The sequence below is a fragment of the Erythrobacter sp. SCSIO 43205 genome, from assembly GCF_019904235.1.
In the GTDB taxonomy this organism is placed as follows: domain Bacteria; phylum Pseudomonadota; class Alphaproteobacteria; order Sphingomonadales; family Sphingomonadaceae; genus Erythrobacter.
Genome location: NZ_CP063202.1, coordinates 2,855,010 through 2,870,190, shown reverse-complemented (window position 1 = coordinate 2,870,190; position 15,181 = coordinate 2,855,010). Strand labels below are relative to the sequence as shown.

The following is a 15,181-nucleotide window of genomic DNA, read 5'->3' as shown; positions in this document are numbered from 1 at the left end:
TCTCCCAACTCTCTTTTCCCATTGGTGGCACATCTCAGGGTAGTCGCCAAGTCTGCTGCGCTTGACGTCGATTACATTTGTAGTCACAACTAGATCCATTGTCCGGATCGATGGGAGAGTTTGAAATGCGCCGCCTGATTTTTGCATCCTTGGCGCTTGGTCTTTGTACTCAGCCGAACGTGCATGAACTCCATGCCCGGAACGGCGCTGCAACCAGCGTGGTCGCCCCTGATCACAGTGATAAAGTGAGGCGCTTCGAAAGCGGCCTTCGCCCCGTGTACGGCGTGATGGGCGAGCCCGCCCAGGTGTGGACCTTGGAAGAACGAATGCGTTTTCACCAAGTGCCGGGGGTCAGCATCGCGGTTGCGATTGATGGCGAGTTTGTCTGGGCCAAGGCGTATGGAACGGCGGATAAGGCCGATGATAGAGCGGTTGATACCGACACCTTGTTTCAGGCCGCCTCGCTTTCGAAACCTGTGGCAAGCCTTGCGGCTCTTGCCCTCGTGCAGGACGGCCTTTTGTTGCTTGATGAGCCGGTGAATGTGCACCTCAAACGCTGGAAAATTCCTGAAAACGAATTCACCCGCGAAGTGCCTGTGACATTACGTCATCTGCTGTCGCACCGGGCGGGGACCAATGTGCATGGCTTTCGCGGCTATGCGGCGGGAGACACAATCGCGACATTGCCGCAAATCCTCAACGGATCGGGCCCTGCGAACACCGATGCGATAACCGTCTCCCAGCGACCGGGCACGGCCTATCGCTATTCAGGCGGAGGTTACACCATCATTCAACTCGCGATTGAGGATGCCATTGACCAGACTTTTGCCCAAGTGGTGGAAGGCCGCCTGTTTCATCCATCGGGCATGACGCGCAGCAATTTCGACTATCCACCCAACGATCCCAACATCGCCATTGGTCACCGTGGCGAAAATGCGCGCTCCATGAACGGGGCACTGCTCAACTATCCAGAGCTTGCAGCAGCGGGCCTTTGGACCACGCCAAGCGAGCTCGTACGCCTCGGATCATTGGTCGCCAAGGCGCGTGCCTTTGGCAATTTTATTCTGCAAACCGGCCTTGCCCGCCAGCTCATACCTGAAAACGCTGAGAACCCCGGCCTTGGCTTTGGCCTGAACGATGCAGGCGATGGGATTGCGTTTGTACACAGTGGCCATAATCCGGGATACAGCGCGCGCTGGATCAATTACGCCGATGGCCGGGCAAGCGTTGCCATCCTCACAAATTCCGACAATGGCGGCGCGCTTATCCGCGAGATGTTGAGCGGACTTGGCCATGTTTACGGCTGGCAACAGGACGCATTTGAGCAACGCGAAGTGGCGCGCTGGGACGAGGCTCAGCTTGCTGAGGTTGCCGGTGAATATTTCTTTGATGCCGAGGACGATGATCCAGCTGTGATTGTTTTACGAGACGGTGATGCGCTTTTCATTGAAGGCGCGATTATTGACCGGGCGCGCCTCTACCCGCGTTCCGCCTCGCAACTCTTTGTAACTCAAGGGCTCAATCTTGAGCTTGAACGAAGTGCGAGCGGCGCCATCGCGGCGCTCAACATCGAAGGCGAAATCCGCTTGCTAAAAGGGTGATGCACGATCTTGCCTTTTCCCATTTTGGAAGGGGAGGGCAGATATGTTGTAACCATCGCGCCGATCTGTACGAACTGGGATCATAGGCTTCATAAAGAAGCCGATAGCAGGGGCGCACTTTTTCCATGGAATTCACCTTCAATCGCAACGTCAAGCTGACCGCTGTCCTCCTTTTGCTCGCAGCGGTGACGCAAGCCCTCTACACCGCGCTTTATGTGGCAGAGGTCGATGTCCCGCGACAATTGATCTGGGGATTTGAGGCGGCGTTATTTGTGATGACGGCGCTTTTTGCAGGAACCGCGACGGTGCAGACGACACGGCTGCACATCGGTTTTGTCGCGATTGCCTTTGCGTCTGTGCTCAACATCATCCAAGTGGGCATTGGCCTAACCCAATTCGGACCCTTTCGTGAGGCCGCCGGCGCGTTAGAGGGCATGGAGCCCGCCGCCGCGTCTGTGGTGGCGTACTCCTTCATGGTCTACAACGCGGCCAAAGCGATGCTGGCATTTGCTGCGATCATCTTTGGTATGGCAAAGTTATCGGAGGGCGCAAAGGCTTTGGGCGGGCTTACGGTCTTCATGGGTGCGGTGGCGTTCGTGACCAACATCCTCTCCATGGCAATGGGCCGCGACTGGTCAGGCGAACTGCCGCTGGCGGGTGGCTTAGGGGTGCTGGCGACTGTTCTGCTGGCGGTGTGCCTTTTGGGCTCCAAACGCGAGGGCAAATAGCATCCGGCAAACTGCCAGTTTCACCAAGATATGCAGCTATCCTCTGACCTGCGCGACATCCACTTGCAGGCGCAACCGCGAGCATCTAAGCGCGCTAGCGTAAATTGGCGCTGCCAACGGACAGGGATGCGGGGGATTTGAGGTGATCTTGGACGGTGAGCAGGCAAATCAGGCTAAAGCACCAAGCCGGTCAAGCGCGCCGCAGCATTATTTCGCGGTCGATGTTCTTCGTGGGCTTGCAGCGGTCGCGGTCCTGTTTTTCCATTATCAGCATTTCTTCTACCCCGATGGTGTCTACCATGTTGACGTAAGGAGCCTTTCGCAAGAGCTGCCCTTACACTCGCTGCTTTTCCCGCTCTATCGTTACGGTGGTTCGGCGGTTCAGGTTTTCTGGCTGATCTCAGGATTTGTATTCGCCCATGTTTACGCCTCCAGGATAACCTCCGGTAAAGAGTTCTTTATCAAACGGTTCGCTCGGCTTTATCCGTTGCATTTCCTTACATTGGTCGTCGTCGCGCTCTTGCAGATAATCGCAAATTGGACGCTTGGATCATCGCTCATTTACGAACACAATGATCTTTACCATTTTGCGCTGAACCTTTTTTTCGCCTCTTACTGGGGGTTTGAAGAAGGCTATTCCTTCAATGCGCCGATCTGGTCGGTTTCTGTCGAAATCATCAGCTATGCTTTCTTCTGGATCGTCGCCCACAAATTGCTGCGTTTTGGCATAGTGGGCCCGCTTTTGATCGCTGCTTGTGCTGGGCTTTTCATGCACGCCGGCATTGGTCCGAAAATGATCTGGCAATGCGCGATGTATTTTTTCGTGGGATGCGCCCTCTATCACATTGCGGGAAACTACCGAAATCCCAAGCTTGCTCTTGGCGCCGTGATTTTTGCTTGTCTGGCAGCGCTTGCAACCATCGCCGTGTTCTTTGAACTGACGATCATCAATGGCTTGCTTTTGTTCGGAGTTTTGCTCGTGGCGTCGGCTGCATTGGTCGATCATATTGATCGCTTTCAGCGGTTTCGACACATACGCTTTATCGGTGACAGCACCTATGGCAGCTACCTTTGGCACGTCCCGATCCAGATCACTCTAATGCTTATAGTGAAGCACACTGGAGTTGGTATTGAGATCGCGCGGTCGCCTCTTTTCCTCGCCTTGTTTTTGTTTCTTGCGTGTGCGGCAGGATGGCTCTCTTTCGTAGCGTTTGAAAAGCCTGCAAACAGGCGCATCGTGAAGTGGTGGCGCGAGCGCGATGCCGCATTGGCACAAGCAGCATTTCGCAAGACCTAGACGCAAGCGTCGGGGACGTCTAAGCCTTATCTATCCCCGGGGAGCGAGCTTAGCGCTGAGAGGGACGTGTAAGCACCGTCCGACCCGTTGAACCTGAACCTGTTAACACAGGCGGAGGGAGCGGGCCTGGCTTGGACCAAACGCTCGCCATCCGCCTTTAGGAGCGAGCAAACATGGCCGACATCAACTCACCTGTAGAAATTGGCGTAACCACCGGACCCATTCGGGGCAGCCGCAAGGTCTATGTCGGCGCGCGCACGGGCTCTGGCATCCGCGTCGCCATGCGCGAGATCGACCTTGAGGGCGATGAGCCATCGGTGCGCGTTTATGACACTTCCGGCCCCTACACCGACCCTGATGCGAATATCGACATCAACGCAGGCCTCCCCGGCCTTCGTAGCGATTGGATCAAGGCGCGCGGCGATGTCGAGGAATATGACGCGCGCGAGGTAAAGCCTGAGGATAACGGCCAACTTGGCCCCGACCGTTCGGGCGGCGTGGCGCAATTCCCCAATGTGGTGAAGCGGCCTCTTCGCGCAAAATCCGGCCACAACGTCACCCAAATCCACTACGCGCGCAAAGGCATCATCACGCCGGAGATGGAATATGTCGCCGAGCGCGAGAACCTTGGCCGTGAGCTTGCCAAAGATTTTGTGCGCGATGGTGAGAGCTGGGGCGCGGAAATTCCCGATGTGATCACACCGGAGTTTGTCCGCGATGAAGTCGCACGCGGCCGCGCGATCATCCCCAACAACATCAACCACCCCGAAACCGAGCCCATGGCGATCGGGCGCAATTTCCTCGTCAAGATCAACGCCAATATCGGCAATTCCGCTGTGGCCTCGGACGTGGCGACCGAAGTCGACAAGATGGTCTGGGCGACGCGCTGGGGCGCGGATACGATCATGGACTTGTCGACCGGGCGCAACATTCACGACACCCGTGAATGGATCATCCGCAACTCCGCCGTGCCGGTGGGCACCGTGCCGATTTATCAGGCGCTTGAGAAAGTGGGCGGGGTGGCCGAAGAGCTCACCTGGGAAATCTTCCGCGACACGCTGATCGAACAGGCCGAGCAGGGCGTCGACTATTTCACCATTCACGCAGGGGTTCGCCTGCCCTACGTCCCGCTCGCTGCAAAGCGCGTGACCGGTATCGTCTCGCGCGGTGGCTCCATCATGGCGAAGTGGTGCCTTGCCCACCACAAAGAGAGCTTCCTCTACGAACATTTCGACGAAATTTCAGAGATTTGTGCGGCTTACGACATTGCCTATTCGCTGGGCGATGGCCTTCGTCCGGGCTCGATTGCGGACGCCAATGACGAAGCGCAGTTTGCCGAGCTCTACACTCTGGGCGAGCTCACCAAGCGCGCTTGGGCGCAGGATGTGCAGGTCATGATCGAGGGGCCGGGCCACGTGCCCATGCACAAGATCAAAGAGAATATGGAAAAGCAGCTTGAGGCCTGCGGTGAAGCGCCTTTCTATACGCTTGGGCCGCTCGTGACCGACATTGCGCCCGGCTATGACCATATCACCAGCGGCATCGGGGCAGCTCAGATCGGTTGGTACGGCACCGCCATGCTTTGCTATGTGACGCCCAAGGAGCACTTGGGCCTCCCGGACCGCGACGATGTGAAAGTGGGCGTAGTGACCTACAAACTCGCCGCCCACGCAGCCGACTTGGCGAAGGGCCACCCAGCGGCGAAGGTACGCGATGATGCGCTGTCAAAAGCGCGCTTCGAGTTCCGCTGGAGGGACCAGTTCAACCTCAGCCTCGACCCCGAAACCGCCGAGGAATTCCACGATCAGACACTGCCAGCAGAAGGCGCGAAGACAGCCCACTTCTGCTCCATGTGCGGGCCAAAGTTCTGCTCGATGAAGATCAGCCAAGAAGTGCGCGAATTTGCCGCCAAGCAAAACAGCGACCCCGACAGCTTCCTCGCGAGCGAAGACCTGAAAGGCGAAAACACCCCAGCGCAGCGCGCCGAGAACGAAGCGGGCATGGAAGAAATGGCCGAGAAATACCGCGACGGCGGGGATTTGTATGTGAAGATGGTGGAGTGAAGGGGAAACGCGTTTTGGCGGACGATCCAAGCGAAGTCTTAGCTAAAATAGAACTTTACCGCACGGCATTCGCCAGTGCGCAGTATGAAGGAAATCTCATTTGGTTGGTTTTTTCCGCGATGACAGTCGCGAACGGAATCATTCTGGGTATTGTTGGATCGCTCTGGCCAACCGGTGATGACGAGCTTGGCCATCAAACGGCAGTTTTGATTATGGGGGCGAGCGTGCTCGGCGTAGCTATGTGTCGTCGATGGTACTGGGCAATGCTGCGAATGTGGAAGTTATACGGCTACTGGTGGGCTTGGGCAAAAAAATACGAGAGCCAGATCGGGCAAAACGGAACGGGACCTGCGCAGTCATTAGGTGACTATATGCAAGGTGGGTTTCCGAAGATCTCCTCATGGCGACACGATGAGAATGGCGCGCCTTTAGAAGTGCTGACCGAGACTGAGAAAAGTCATCGTAACGGAGAATTCGCAAGACTGGTGCCGGCATGGTTCGCGTCTGCGCATGCAGGAGTATTTTGTGTCGCTGCGATTTCCGCTCATTGGTAACTGAAAGCGCATTAGCTTCGCAGATTAGTCTATTCTGAGTGGCATCAAAACACTGTTATCCTGAAACGAGTTCAGGAAGACGTTTTCCTAGTGTATGGCCCTCAAATGCTCAACCCCACCACCCTCACCGCCTCACTCTTCACTGCCATCCTCACCCTGCCGCTCGTCGCCTGTGCCAACACGCCCGAAGGCTTCGCCTCGCTTCCCGTGGCCGAGACGCCGCGGTTTGACGCCATCGCCTTCTTTGAAGGGCCAAGCGAGGGGCGTGGGCGACTCAAGAAGGTCCTCTCCGGCACCGTCCCTGTGGGTGTGACAAGCGTTGGCGTGGTCGAGGCGGATGGGTCGCTTACTCTGGTCCAGCGGATTGAGGAGGGCGACAAAGAGCCTCGCACCCGTGAGTGGATCATTCGCGAGACGCTGCCGGGGCGTTATACGGGGACTTTGACCGATGCGCTTGGGGCCTTTGAGGGGAGGAGTAAGGGCAACCAGCTCACCTTGAGCTACACCATGAAAGACGGCTTTCGGGTGACGCAGGTCCTGACCCTTGCCCCGGACGGCCAAAGCGCATCGAACGAGCTTGAGGTCACGATGCTGGGAGCAAGAGTGGCAGTTCTGGCAGAAGAGATTGTGAAGGCTCATTGACCGGTTCACAGGGTGGTATCGCACAGTGCCTCATCGTCGGCTTGATCAAGGCCGTATCGCCGACCTAAAGAACTGTCATGAACCCCAACCACAAAACCGCCGACCGAGAACTCGTCGAGGACATCTGCGATTTTGCCGAAGCACGCGTTACGCCTGAGCGTAGCGAGGCTGCGCGGCGGTATCCGCTGGCGATGATCGGCGTTGCGCTTGGCGCGGTGGCGGTGTTGATTGTGACAGCATTGGGCTTCGCCTTCGCGGGCGACAGGGTTTATGCTTTCGACCGGGCCATCCTCTTGAAGATGCGCGATCCGGCGCCCGGCGGAGTGGGGCCGATGGTGCCCGAAGGCCCTTCGTGGCTGGTGCAGGCAATGATCGACATCACCGCGCTGGGCGGCGCGACCGTCTTGACGCTGGTCGTGCTGGGGGCGCTTGGCCTGCTGCTGATCCAGCGGCATATATTCACCGCCGCATTGCTGGCCGGAGGGGTGGTAAGTGGTTCGCTGTCGGTTGGTCTTGCCAAATTCGCGTTCGGGCGTGATCGGCCAGATGTGATTGAGCACCTCGTCGAAGTTGGCACCGCCAGCTTTCCCAGCGGTCATTCCGCCGTCAGCGCCATAGTCTATCTGACCGTCGCGCTTATGCTTACCCAGATTTTCGAAACCCATCGACAGCGTATCTATGTGGTGGTGCTCGCAGCGGCATTGGTGCTCACCATTGGTACCAGCCGCGTCTATCTGGGTGTGCACTGGCCAAGCGACGTTCTTGCAGGATGGAGCTTCGGAGCGCTCTGGGCGCTCGGCTGGTGGGTGCTCGGCGCTGGCTTGAGGGAACGCTATGCGGGAGCGGGCGAATTGCGAAAATGATCGCGCTCTAGGCAAATGTGTCCCGGCCCCTATGTAAGGGGAAAGGAGTTTGCTTATGCGTCAACCCGCCCTGTTTATCGGCCATGGCAGCCCGATGAATACCCTTGAATCAAATGGTTACACGCAAGGTTGGGCGGCGATTGGCCGCAATTTGCCTAAGCCAAAGGCTATCCTTGCAATTTCCGCCCATTGGTATTTCGGCACGACCGCGGTGACCGCGATGGAAACCCCGCGCACGATCCACGATTTCTATGGCTTCCCTCAGGAATTGTTCGACGTTCAATATCCTGCCTCGGGCGATCCCGAACTTGCGGGCCGGATTCAGGAACTCGTAAAGCCGCAGTGGATGGGCCTCGACCGCGATCAATGGGGGCTCGATCATGGGACATGGTCGGTCCTCAAACATATGTATCCTGAAGCCGATGTGCCTGTAGTACAGCTTTCTCTCAACGCGACGCAGCCAATGGAATATCACATTGATCTAGGACGAAAGCTTGCCGCTTTGCGCGACGAAGGGGTGATGATCCTTGGGAGCGGCAATGTCGTGCACAATCTGGGCCGCGTTGAATGGGATAAACCCAATAGCGGGACCAATTGGGGCCGGCGCTTCGATGATGCGGCACAGGAGCAGCTGGACAATGCGCCAGAGGACATCTTGAAGCTGCGCGAGCATCCCGATTATTCCCTCGCAGTCCCGACGCCCGATCACTTTCTTCCGCTGCTTTACCTTGCCGGTATTGCGGCGCAGGAGGGGTCAAAGATCGAAACCCTTCAGCAAGGGCACGCCTTGGGATCGATCAGCATGACAAGCTATGGCATTGATGCGAAGGTAGAATTGGCGAAGGATTCCCATCGCGCCGCGTCTTTGCCAGAGGATGTTCCTCCCGAGCAAAGCAATATCTGAGGCTTGCCTTGCAAAAAGGCACTTTGTGAGAAGAGGAACTTGCGTGAATTTCCCTGACCCGGTGGCCCCCCTAGCGATTGCGCTCACCCTCGCTTTTCCTGCCACGCCAGCCTTGGCGCATCCGCACATCGCTTGGGAAAAGGCCGAGGTGCATTTCCTTGCAGGCGCCGCGAGGAAGACCGGGGTTTACACCCGCAAAGAGGCCTCGCGTTGTGTGGGGCGCTGGCGATTGCACGCGGATGCAGTGGATGATGGCGCTTTTCCTAGAGCTGCTATGAACGCCTTTCCCGCCGACCTCAGGCTGGGCAATGCGATTGCGAGCGCTGAGTTTTTCAGGCTCGATGTCATGGCGCACGGCCTTGTCCGCGATGCCTCAAACGAAGCAGAGATGCGCCTGCGCGCAGCGCTTGATGGCGACACCGAGGCGCTTCGGGCTTACTTCGAGGCGCTGGGCGAATGTTCAGTAACGGCAGAGTCGGTCAGCGATGGGGGTGAAGACGGCGATGTTGAGGGGCCTGCTGGCTCGCCGCAGTGACTTTGCGCCTCGCTGTTTCTTGTGAATGAAAACGCTCCTATGTCACAAGTTGTAACAGTGTGACTAACTGCACATTGGCTTATGCTGCACTGCGATAGAAAATCCTCATACACCGGGGCCGAAGTGGTCCTGATTTTGACGTATGTGCAGTGCCAGATTTGCTCATTTCCAAAGCAAACCGCGTGCACGCAATTGAGGAACACACATTATGCCTTGGAGAGGACCGCTTGGCGGAGATCCTTTGGCAAAGCTCCCGGCATCCAGCAGTCCGTGGCTTATCGGCGAGCCGGGCGCCATGGCTGACAGCGCGCGAAATGCGCCTGACTTTGCTGCCCTTGCTTCTTGCGGGCTTGATCTTGATACGCTGGCGATTGACTGGAACAAGGTTGCCAATGGCACGGCTTTGGCAGCGTGCGGTCTTTCGATCTTTGCCGCATCCATGGCTGGCGGCCTTGCGGTGAGCGCGGCCTTGCCTGCCACTGCAACTGGCACAGCCAGACCAGGCCTTGTGGCGATTGCGGGATGCGTTCTGGCTGGCGGCGCGATGGTGCTGACGGGTGCGGGTACGACGACAGTGCTGGCAGGGATTGATCCCAAAATCACCGATTACAAGAAACACGTCGCAGCCTTGCCGATGCGCAAGCTATCGCTTCCAGCCGATCTTGCCCCCTCGATCCACCGCTTCATTGCGGCAATCGCCGAAGTGGAGCGCCTTTCCACCGCAGAAAGCGACATTATCGACCACGCCCGCGCGGCGGCGAAAGCAGGCGACAAGAGCTGGACCGAATTGCACCTGCGCGATCTTTACCATGTCGAAAACGCCAAACAGTATTTCGTGCGCACCACGGCGGAGGCTCTGGCGACAGTGAATGAGCTGTTCGGGAGCGAACTGGATCATCACTGCGTCGATATGAACGACACGCTTCGCGACAAGATCAATCCGGTGATCGAAATACGCGCCACCTTGCAGGAAGTTGCCAGTATCAGCAGCGCTGAAATCAATGCGCTTTTGGGACTTGTTCGCATTCCTTCACCGCTTGCACAATCGCTAGAGCGCGCGGTCGCTGAACAAGCGAAAAAGGCGCAAGGCCAGCCCTCGCAGATGATCAAGGAGGCGACCAAGCAATTGGCGCGCCTTGATGTGGTGGACCATGAAGCTTTTGAGGAAGATGCACTGGCTGAGGTTTGAGGGGCGAATTCCCGCACCACCTAGCCGCAAATTGCCTACATCTCAGGCGTTTTCCTTTCAGCAGGTTTTAAGGCATCTCGCCGATCCGCTTCTGTCGCTTTTAGGTGCTTGTCTGCGCCCCTTGTCACATCCAATTTGCCCTTTTGATTGGCCATCGTGCTTAACGATCATGCGCCTACCCCTAAGCAGCATCCGCGAGCATACAAATCGGTGCCGGGGGGTTAAATTTGGCCTATTAATCGCCACATTGATTGTGCAGATTGATGCAAAATAAAAAGGAGAAGCGCATATGCAGTTTCAGTTCAATTCCGACAGCTCCGTCATGGGCACCGACAATGTGGCTCAACGGATTGAGGAGATGATGCGAGAGAAGCTTGCGCGCTTTGAAGAGCGGTTAACCCGCATCGAAGTTCATGTGAGCGATGTCAATGGCTCCAAACACGGTGCTGATGACAAGCATTGCACAATCGAGGCGCGGCCGCGTGGTGGGCGTCCGATTGGCGTTACCGGCAAGGCCGACAAGGTCGATGACGCTGCGCGCAAGGCGGCGAACACGCTGGCACAGCGCCTTGAGCGCCTGTTCGGTAAGGAAGAACGCCACAAGCATGACGCGCGCCCTGAAAAGGTGATGTGATCACCTGGTGTGAGCTGGCTTTGCGGGTTTAACCGCCCGCCAAACCCAGCTCGCCCAGCACGTCGGGAATGGCTTTCTTCACCCGGAAAAAGCCCGCTCTGGCATGGGGCCATGTGGCGCGGCTCAAGTCACTGACGATCTGCGTGAGACGGCCTGCCTCCTCGATTTCGCGCAGCTCTGGCCAAAGCGCGTCTTTGGTCCAACCGGTCGGCAGATAGGCGGTCACGACGTGTTCTACACCAGCGGTTGAAAGCTGTTCGGCAAGAGGCTGTGTGGCGGTCCAATCGACCATTGGGCAGTCAAAAGTATCGGCTGCGGCTTTCGCTGCGTTTTGGGTTGCCTCTCTGGCAAAGCTGCGCGCGATGTCGCCAATTTCGCCGGGGCTGCGTGCTTCAGGGCGGGGCGCGGAAATGATGAGGGAAGGTGATCGGGTAAGCGCGAGCGGTTCGTGGCTTGCACCTTCATCGTGAAGAAGAAGGGCAAAGCGGGCTTGCGGCAGATCGCCCGCAGGTAGCTTGGGCATGGACCGCGAATGGTCTTGTGGCTCGCTCAGTGGTTGCGCTTCCTCGGCAAGGCCCTCTGCCTCAAGCGGGCCGTCGGGATGCCGCTCAGTAAAGCGGGCGATATTGCTGGCGGTCGCGAGATAGGTTTTGCCCGCCGTGTGCAAACCGCCAACCCATCGCCACGAAAGCGTGTTTGAAGCCGCATCACCATCGGCCAAATGGCGAAGGAAGAAATCAGCGCCTAGCTCCCAATCGAGTTTGAGCGTGAAAATCCAGATGCTCGCAAACCACATACGAGCATGATTATGAAGGTAACCTGTTTGAACGAGTTCGCGTGCCCAATGGTCGAAAGCGGCAATCCCGGTGCGCCCCTCGGTCGCCTCGGCGTAAGCTTTTGCCAAGCCTGAATTGGCCTCTAGCATGGCAAACGCTTGATCGCGGTTTTCGGTAAAGCTTTGCCAAATAGTGGGGCGTTGTTCGAGATACCCTTTGAAATACACGCGCCAGAAAACCTCGGAGATGAAGCTTTCGGCTGTTTTGGGGCCATGCGCTTCCAGGACAGCTTCGAGCACTTCGGCTTCGCTGATGAGGCCAGCGTGCAGCCATGGGGACAATTGCGAGACATTGCCGCGCATCCCGTTATCGGGTGTTCCATCGTCGTAATTGCGTCCCTGCGCATATTTTTCGCCAGCGCGAGGCGCGAATTGGTGAAGCCGCTCAAGTCCGGCGGCTCTGGTCGGGATAAAGGTCATAAGTCGGGTGTCCGGCAAAGAAATTTGGATCCATTCGCACGGGCTGCGCGTATGTACCCTTGAGCCTCTCCAACTCATGCGAGTTTGCGAAGTTCCCAATTGGCAACGCGGTTCAAGTCGCGCAGCCGAACGGTAAAATCGCAGCCTGCAGGCTGCAAAACAAAGGACAGATCCCCGTTATGAAAACGCTGAAGAAAACCCTGACCAATACTTTCGCCGCAGTGAGCGTGCTGGCACTTGCCGCGTGCGCCGGCGAAACGGAAACCGACGACACAATGGCAGACGACACCATGATGGCCGATGAAGCGAGCGCTCCTGGAACCATCGTTGATGTTGCCGCTGGCGATGAAACTTTCTCAACGCTTGTCGCTGCCGTCAATGCAGCTGACCTTGGTGCGACGCTATCAGGCACTGGCCCATACACTGTATTTGCGCCAACCAATGATGCCTTTGGCAAGCTGCCAGAGGGCACGGTCGAAACGCTCACCACTGAGCAAACGGACAAGCTCGCCGGCATCCTCACCTATCACGTTGTCGAAGGCGCGATTGACGCAGCAACGCTGACCACCGCGATTGAGGCAGCAGGCGAGGGCGGCCACCCAGTGCCAACCGTTGGCGGCGGCACGCTTACTGCGACCATCGCGGACGGTGCGGTTGTGCTGACCGATGCAACGGGCGGCACCGCGACTGTGACCGCGACCGATGTGGAAGCCTCGAATGGCGTAATCCACATCATCGACACGGTTTTGATGCCGGGTTAATTTGAAACTCATGTCTGCGGGTGGTTTCCTATCGCCCGCAGACAATGCTATTGGCTCGCCCCATGGTATCAGCATTCCGCTTTATATCGCTAGGCGCTGCCTCTTTTGCTCTTATCGCCTGTACTGAAACCCCCGGAGACATCAGCCGGGACGCACAGCCCTTTGACGCGATCGCAGCTGATGAGGCGATTTCCGTTCTTGGAACAGAGCCCTTCTGGAACATTGGGGTCACGGCTTCGGGCAATGGCCACTCGGCGCGGTATTCAACCCCCGAACGGCCCGATGGCACAAGTTTTCCTGTGAGCCGATTTGCAGGCAACAACGGGCTTGGCTTTTCCGGCGAATTGGAAGGGCGCGCAGTTGTGCTGACCATTACACCGGGCACGTGCAGCGATCAGATGAGCGACCGCGACTACCCCTATACAGCAACGCTTTTGCTGGGCGATAGCGCGCTTCAAGGCTGCGCTTTCACAAGCCGCGAGCCTTATAGTGAGGCCACGCCCAGCTAATCTCTAGAACATTCCCGGTATCTGATACTGCGCAGCTCTTGGCTCGTTCGGCATCACCATCCGGCGCGAATTCACGCTTTGCAACCGTTGGCCGCTCGTGCTGGTAATCGCGTTACAACTGCGTCCTGCTAAAAAATCGAGCGCGGTGGAAATCGAGGCTTCATTCGGGTCGCCAAGCGGGTTTGTGAAGTCGTCATCGGCGCGGCACGTGTTTGGCATGACGCTCGCCAGTCCGTCGAAATATTCGCCTTCACCGTTGGCATTGACCGTGCGGAACGTAACCGCGCGAACACGCAAATCGCAGGCGGCAAGATCAAAGGCAAACTGGCCGACCGGCTTGCCTGAGGTGTTGGCCCCCACCAAGGCCACACGGTCAGAGGCAACATATGGCAGCATCGCATTGGTCACCAGTTCACTTGCAGAAGCGGTGCTTTCGGTGCCGATCAACACCAGTGCTTCGGGTTGGAGCGCGTTCACCTCGCTTTGGAAGTTGCGAATGAATTCAAAGCCGTCATTTCGCAGAGTTTGCTCTCGTTCCGGGCGAACCAACGTCTCGCTAAACAGGTTGCCGACATTATTCCGGCCCATCAGGTCGCCCAGCGTTTCAGCAATGCTCACCAGCCCGCCGCCATTGTAGCGAAAGTCGAGAATAAGCTCGGTCACATTATTGGCGGCAAACAGTTGAAACGCATCGCGCAACTGATCATCCGCGCCGCCAACGATGAAGGTGCGCAAATTGAGATAGCCGACATTGCGCCCGCCATCTTGCAAGATCAGCGCGCCATATCGGTCGGACACAGGATCCAGCGAGAAATTGGCCTTGGCAACGCTCGCCTCAATAACTGTGCCGCCTCTTTGCGCAAAGCGAAGGACGCGCGTAACCCCTGCATCGAGCGGGCCCAGCGCATCAATGACGGCTTGCCCGCCGCCCGCCGCCATAAGGTCGCTTACTGTTTCAAGGTTCGCGCTGCTCGTGCCAATCGCAAGAATTTCCGTGCCCCGGTCAATCCCTGCCTGAAAGCCGGGGGCGTTCTCAAACGCTTCGAGGACGAACAGGCGGTTATTGTCGAAATCAAAGCTCAACCGGATACCAAAGCCAGCGCTGGAGCCTGAATTGATGAGCGCGTTCTCTTCGGCAATCGAAGTTGCAAAGGTAAAGCCTTGGTCGCGATTTGCCGCGCGGGCAGGCGCGACGCGCGCATCGAGGAAAGATTGAACCGTACTGAAACTGGCCTGGTTGACGGTGTTGTCGAGCAGGTTCGGGAACAGATACCAGTCATTGAGGACATCATCGGCAAACGCGATCTGTTCCGAGATAGCACAGGCTGTTGGCGCGGGCGTGGGGCTTGGCGCTGGCGCGGGAGTGGGGGCTGGACCAGCGATGGGTGGCGCGCTGCTTCCCCCTCCGCACGCAGCGAGCGCGAGAGCCAAAGTAGCAGTAAGGGCAGTACGCCCCGCAAAAGAAGGACTAAAACTCATAGGAAAACGCGACTCCGGCAATCGTTCAATTGTCATCTAACCCCAAGCCGCCAATACTCATGCACAGATCGCACGAAGGGGGCAAGAGAGGGCCGTTGATTGGGAGCTATAAGGCGAAAAAAGTGCCAAAGGTCGGTTATGGAGGGATTACCTTACAAAATTTATCG

General features: G+C 57.5%; 15 protein-coding genes and 1 riboswitch. Of the genes, 13 read left to right on the top strand and 2 right to left on the bottom strand.

Annotated elements, in window-relative coordinates:
• The first annotated feature begins 125 nt into the window (after positions 1–125).
• The 11 genes from INR77_RS13560 (at position 126) to INR77_RS13510 (ending at position 11,010) form a co-directional block, all read left to right on the top strand.
• Positions 126–1,601, top strand: coding sequence for a serine hydrolase (locus tag INR77_RS13560; RefSeq protein ID WP_223071548.1), 1,476 nt, complete (start codon positions 126–128; stop codon positions 1,599–1,601).
• A 125-nt stretch (positions 1,602–1,726) separates the two neighbouring features.
• Complete coding sequence (locus INR77_RS13555; RefSeq protein ID WP_223071547.1) at positions 1,727–2,329, top strand: thiamine biosynthesis protein ThiC; 603 nt, start codon at positions 1,727–1,729, stop codon at positions 2,327–2,329.
• A 142-nt stretch (positions 2,330–2,471) separates the two neighbouring features.
• The gene (locus INR77_RS13550) at positions 2,472–3,626 is read left to right on the top strand and encodes an acyltransferase (protein WP_223071546.1); all 1,155 of its coding nucleotides are present in this window, start codon (positions 2,472–2,474) and stop codon (positions 3,624–3,626) included.
• Between the two features lie 27 nt (positions 3,627–3,653).
• A riboswitch (TPP riboswitch) is annotated at positions 3,654–3,764 on the top strand.
• Positions 3,765–3,799: 35 nt separating this feature from the next.
• On the top strand, positions 3,800–5,689 hold the full coding sequence (thiC, locus tag INR77_RS13545) for a phosphomethylpyrimidine synthase ThiC (protein ID WP_223071545.1): 1,890 nt from the start codon (positions 3,800–3,802) through the stop codon (positions 5,687–5,689).
• 14 nt (positions 5,690–5,703) lie between these two features.
• Positions 5,704–6,243: a hypothetical protein gene (locus tag INR77_RS13540; RefSeq protein WP_223071544.1), complete on the top strand. Its 540-nt coding sequence runs from the start codon at positions 5,704–5,706 to the stop codon at positions 6,241–6,243.
• A gap of 105 nt (positions 6,244–6,348) precedes the next feature.
• Entirely contained in the window at positions 6,349–6,885 is a 537-nt protein-coding gene (locus tag INR77_RS13535; RefSeq protein ID WP_223071543.1) for a DUF3833 family protein, read from the top strand.
• Positions 6,886–6,962: 77 nt separating this feature from the next.
• Complete coding sequence (locus tag INR77_RS13530; RefSeq protein WP_255573795.1) at positions 6,963–7,748, top strand: phosphatase PAP2 family protein; 786 nt, start codon at positions 6,963–6,965, stop codon at positions 7,746–7,748.
• A gap of 55 nt (positions 7,749–7,803) precedes the next feature.
• Entirely contained in the window at positions 7,804–8,652 is an 849-nt protein-coding gene (gene ygiD, locus INR77_RS13525) for a 4,5-DOPA dioxygenase extradiol (protein WP_223071542.1), read from the top strand.
• A 43-nt stretch (positions 8,653–8,695) separates the two neighbouring features.
• On the top strand, positions 8,696–9,187 hold the full coding sequence (locus tag INR77_RS13520; RefSeq protein ID WP_223071541.1) for a hypothetical protein: 492 nt from the start codon (positions 8,696–8,698) through the stop codon (positions 9,185–9,187).
• Between the two features lie 208 nt (positions 9,188–9,395).
• Entirely contained in the window at positions 9,396–10,376 is a 981-nt protein-coding gene (locus INR77_RS13515; protein WP_223071540.1) for a hypothetical protein, read from the top strand.
• Positions 10,377–10,665: 289 nt separating this feature from the next.
• Positions 10,666–11,010: an HPF/RaiA family ribosome-associated protein gene (locus tag INR77_RS13510; protein ID WP_223071539.1), complete on the top strand. Its 345-nt coding sequence runs from the start codon at positions 10,666–10,668 to the stop codon at positions 11,008–11,010.
• 28 nt (positions 11,011–11,038) lie between these two features.
• Here INR77_RS13510 and INR77_RS13505 read toward each other — a convergent pair whose 3' ends face one another.
• Positions 11,039–12,283 carry an FAD-binding domain-containing protein gene (locus INR77_RS13505; protein ID WP_255573794.1) on the bottom strand — a complete coding sequence of 415 codons (1,245 nt, stop codon included), beginning with the start codon at positions 12,281–12,283 and terminating at the stop codon, positions 11,039–11,041.
• 161 nt (positions 12,284–12,444) lie between these two features.
• Between INR77_RS13505 and INR77_RS13500 the strand changes: the two genes are divergently transcribed.
• On the top strand, positions 12,445–13,026 hold the full coding sequence (locus INR77_RS13500) for a fasciclin domain-containing protein (RefSeq protein ID WP_223071538.1): 582 nt from the start codon (positions 12,445–12,447) through the stop codon (positions 13,024–13,026).
• Between the two features lie 62 nt (positions 13,027–13,088).
• A complete protein-coding gene (locus tag INR77_RS13495; protein ID WP_223071537.1) occupies positions 13,089–13,535 on the top strand; it encodes a COG3650 family protein in 447 nt (148 codons plus the stop codon).
• Positions 13,536–13,538: 3 nt separating this feature from the next.
• On the opposite strand, the gene INR77_RS13490 is transcribed toward INR77_RS13495, so the two are convergent.
• On the bottom strand, positions 13,539–15,014 hold the full coding sequence (locus INR77_RS13490) for a S41 family peptidase (protein WP_223071536.1): 1,476 nt from the start codon (positions 15,012–15,014) through the stop codon (positions 13,539–13,541).
• Positions 15,015–15,181 lie beyond the last annotated feature (167 nt).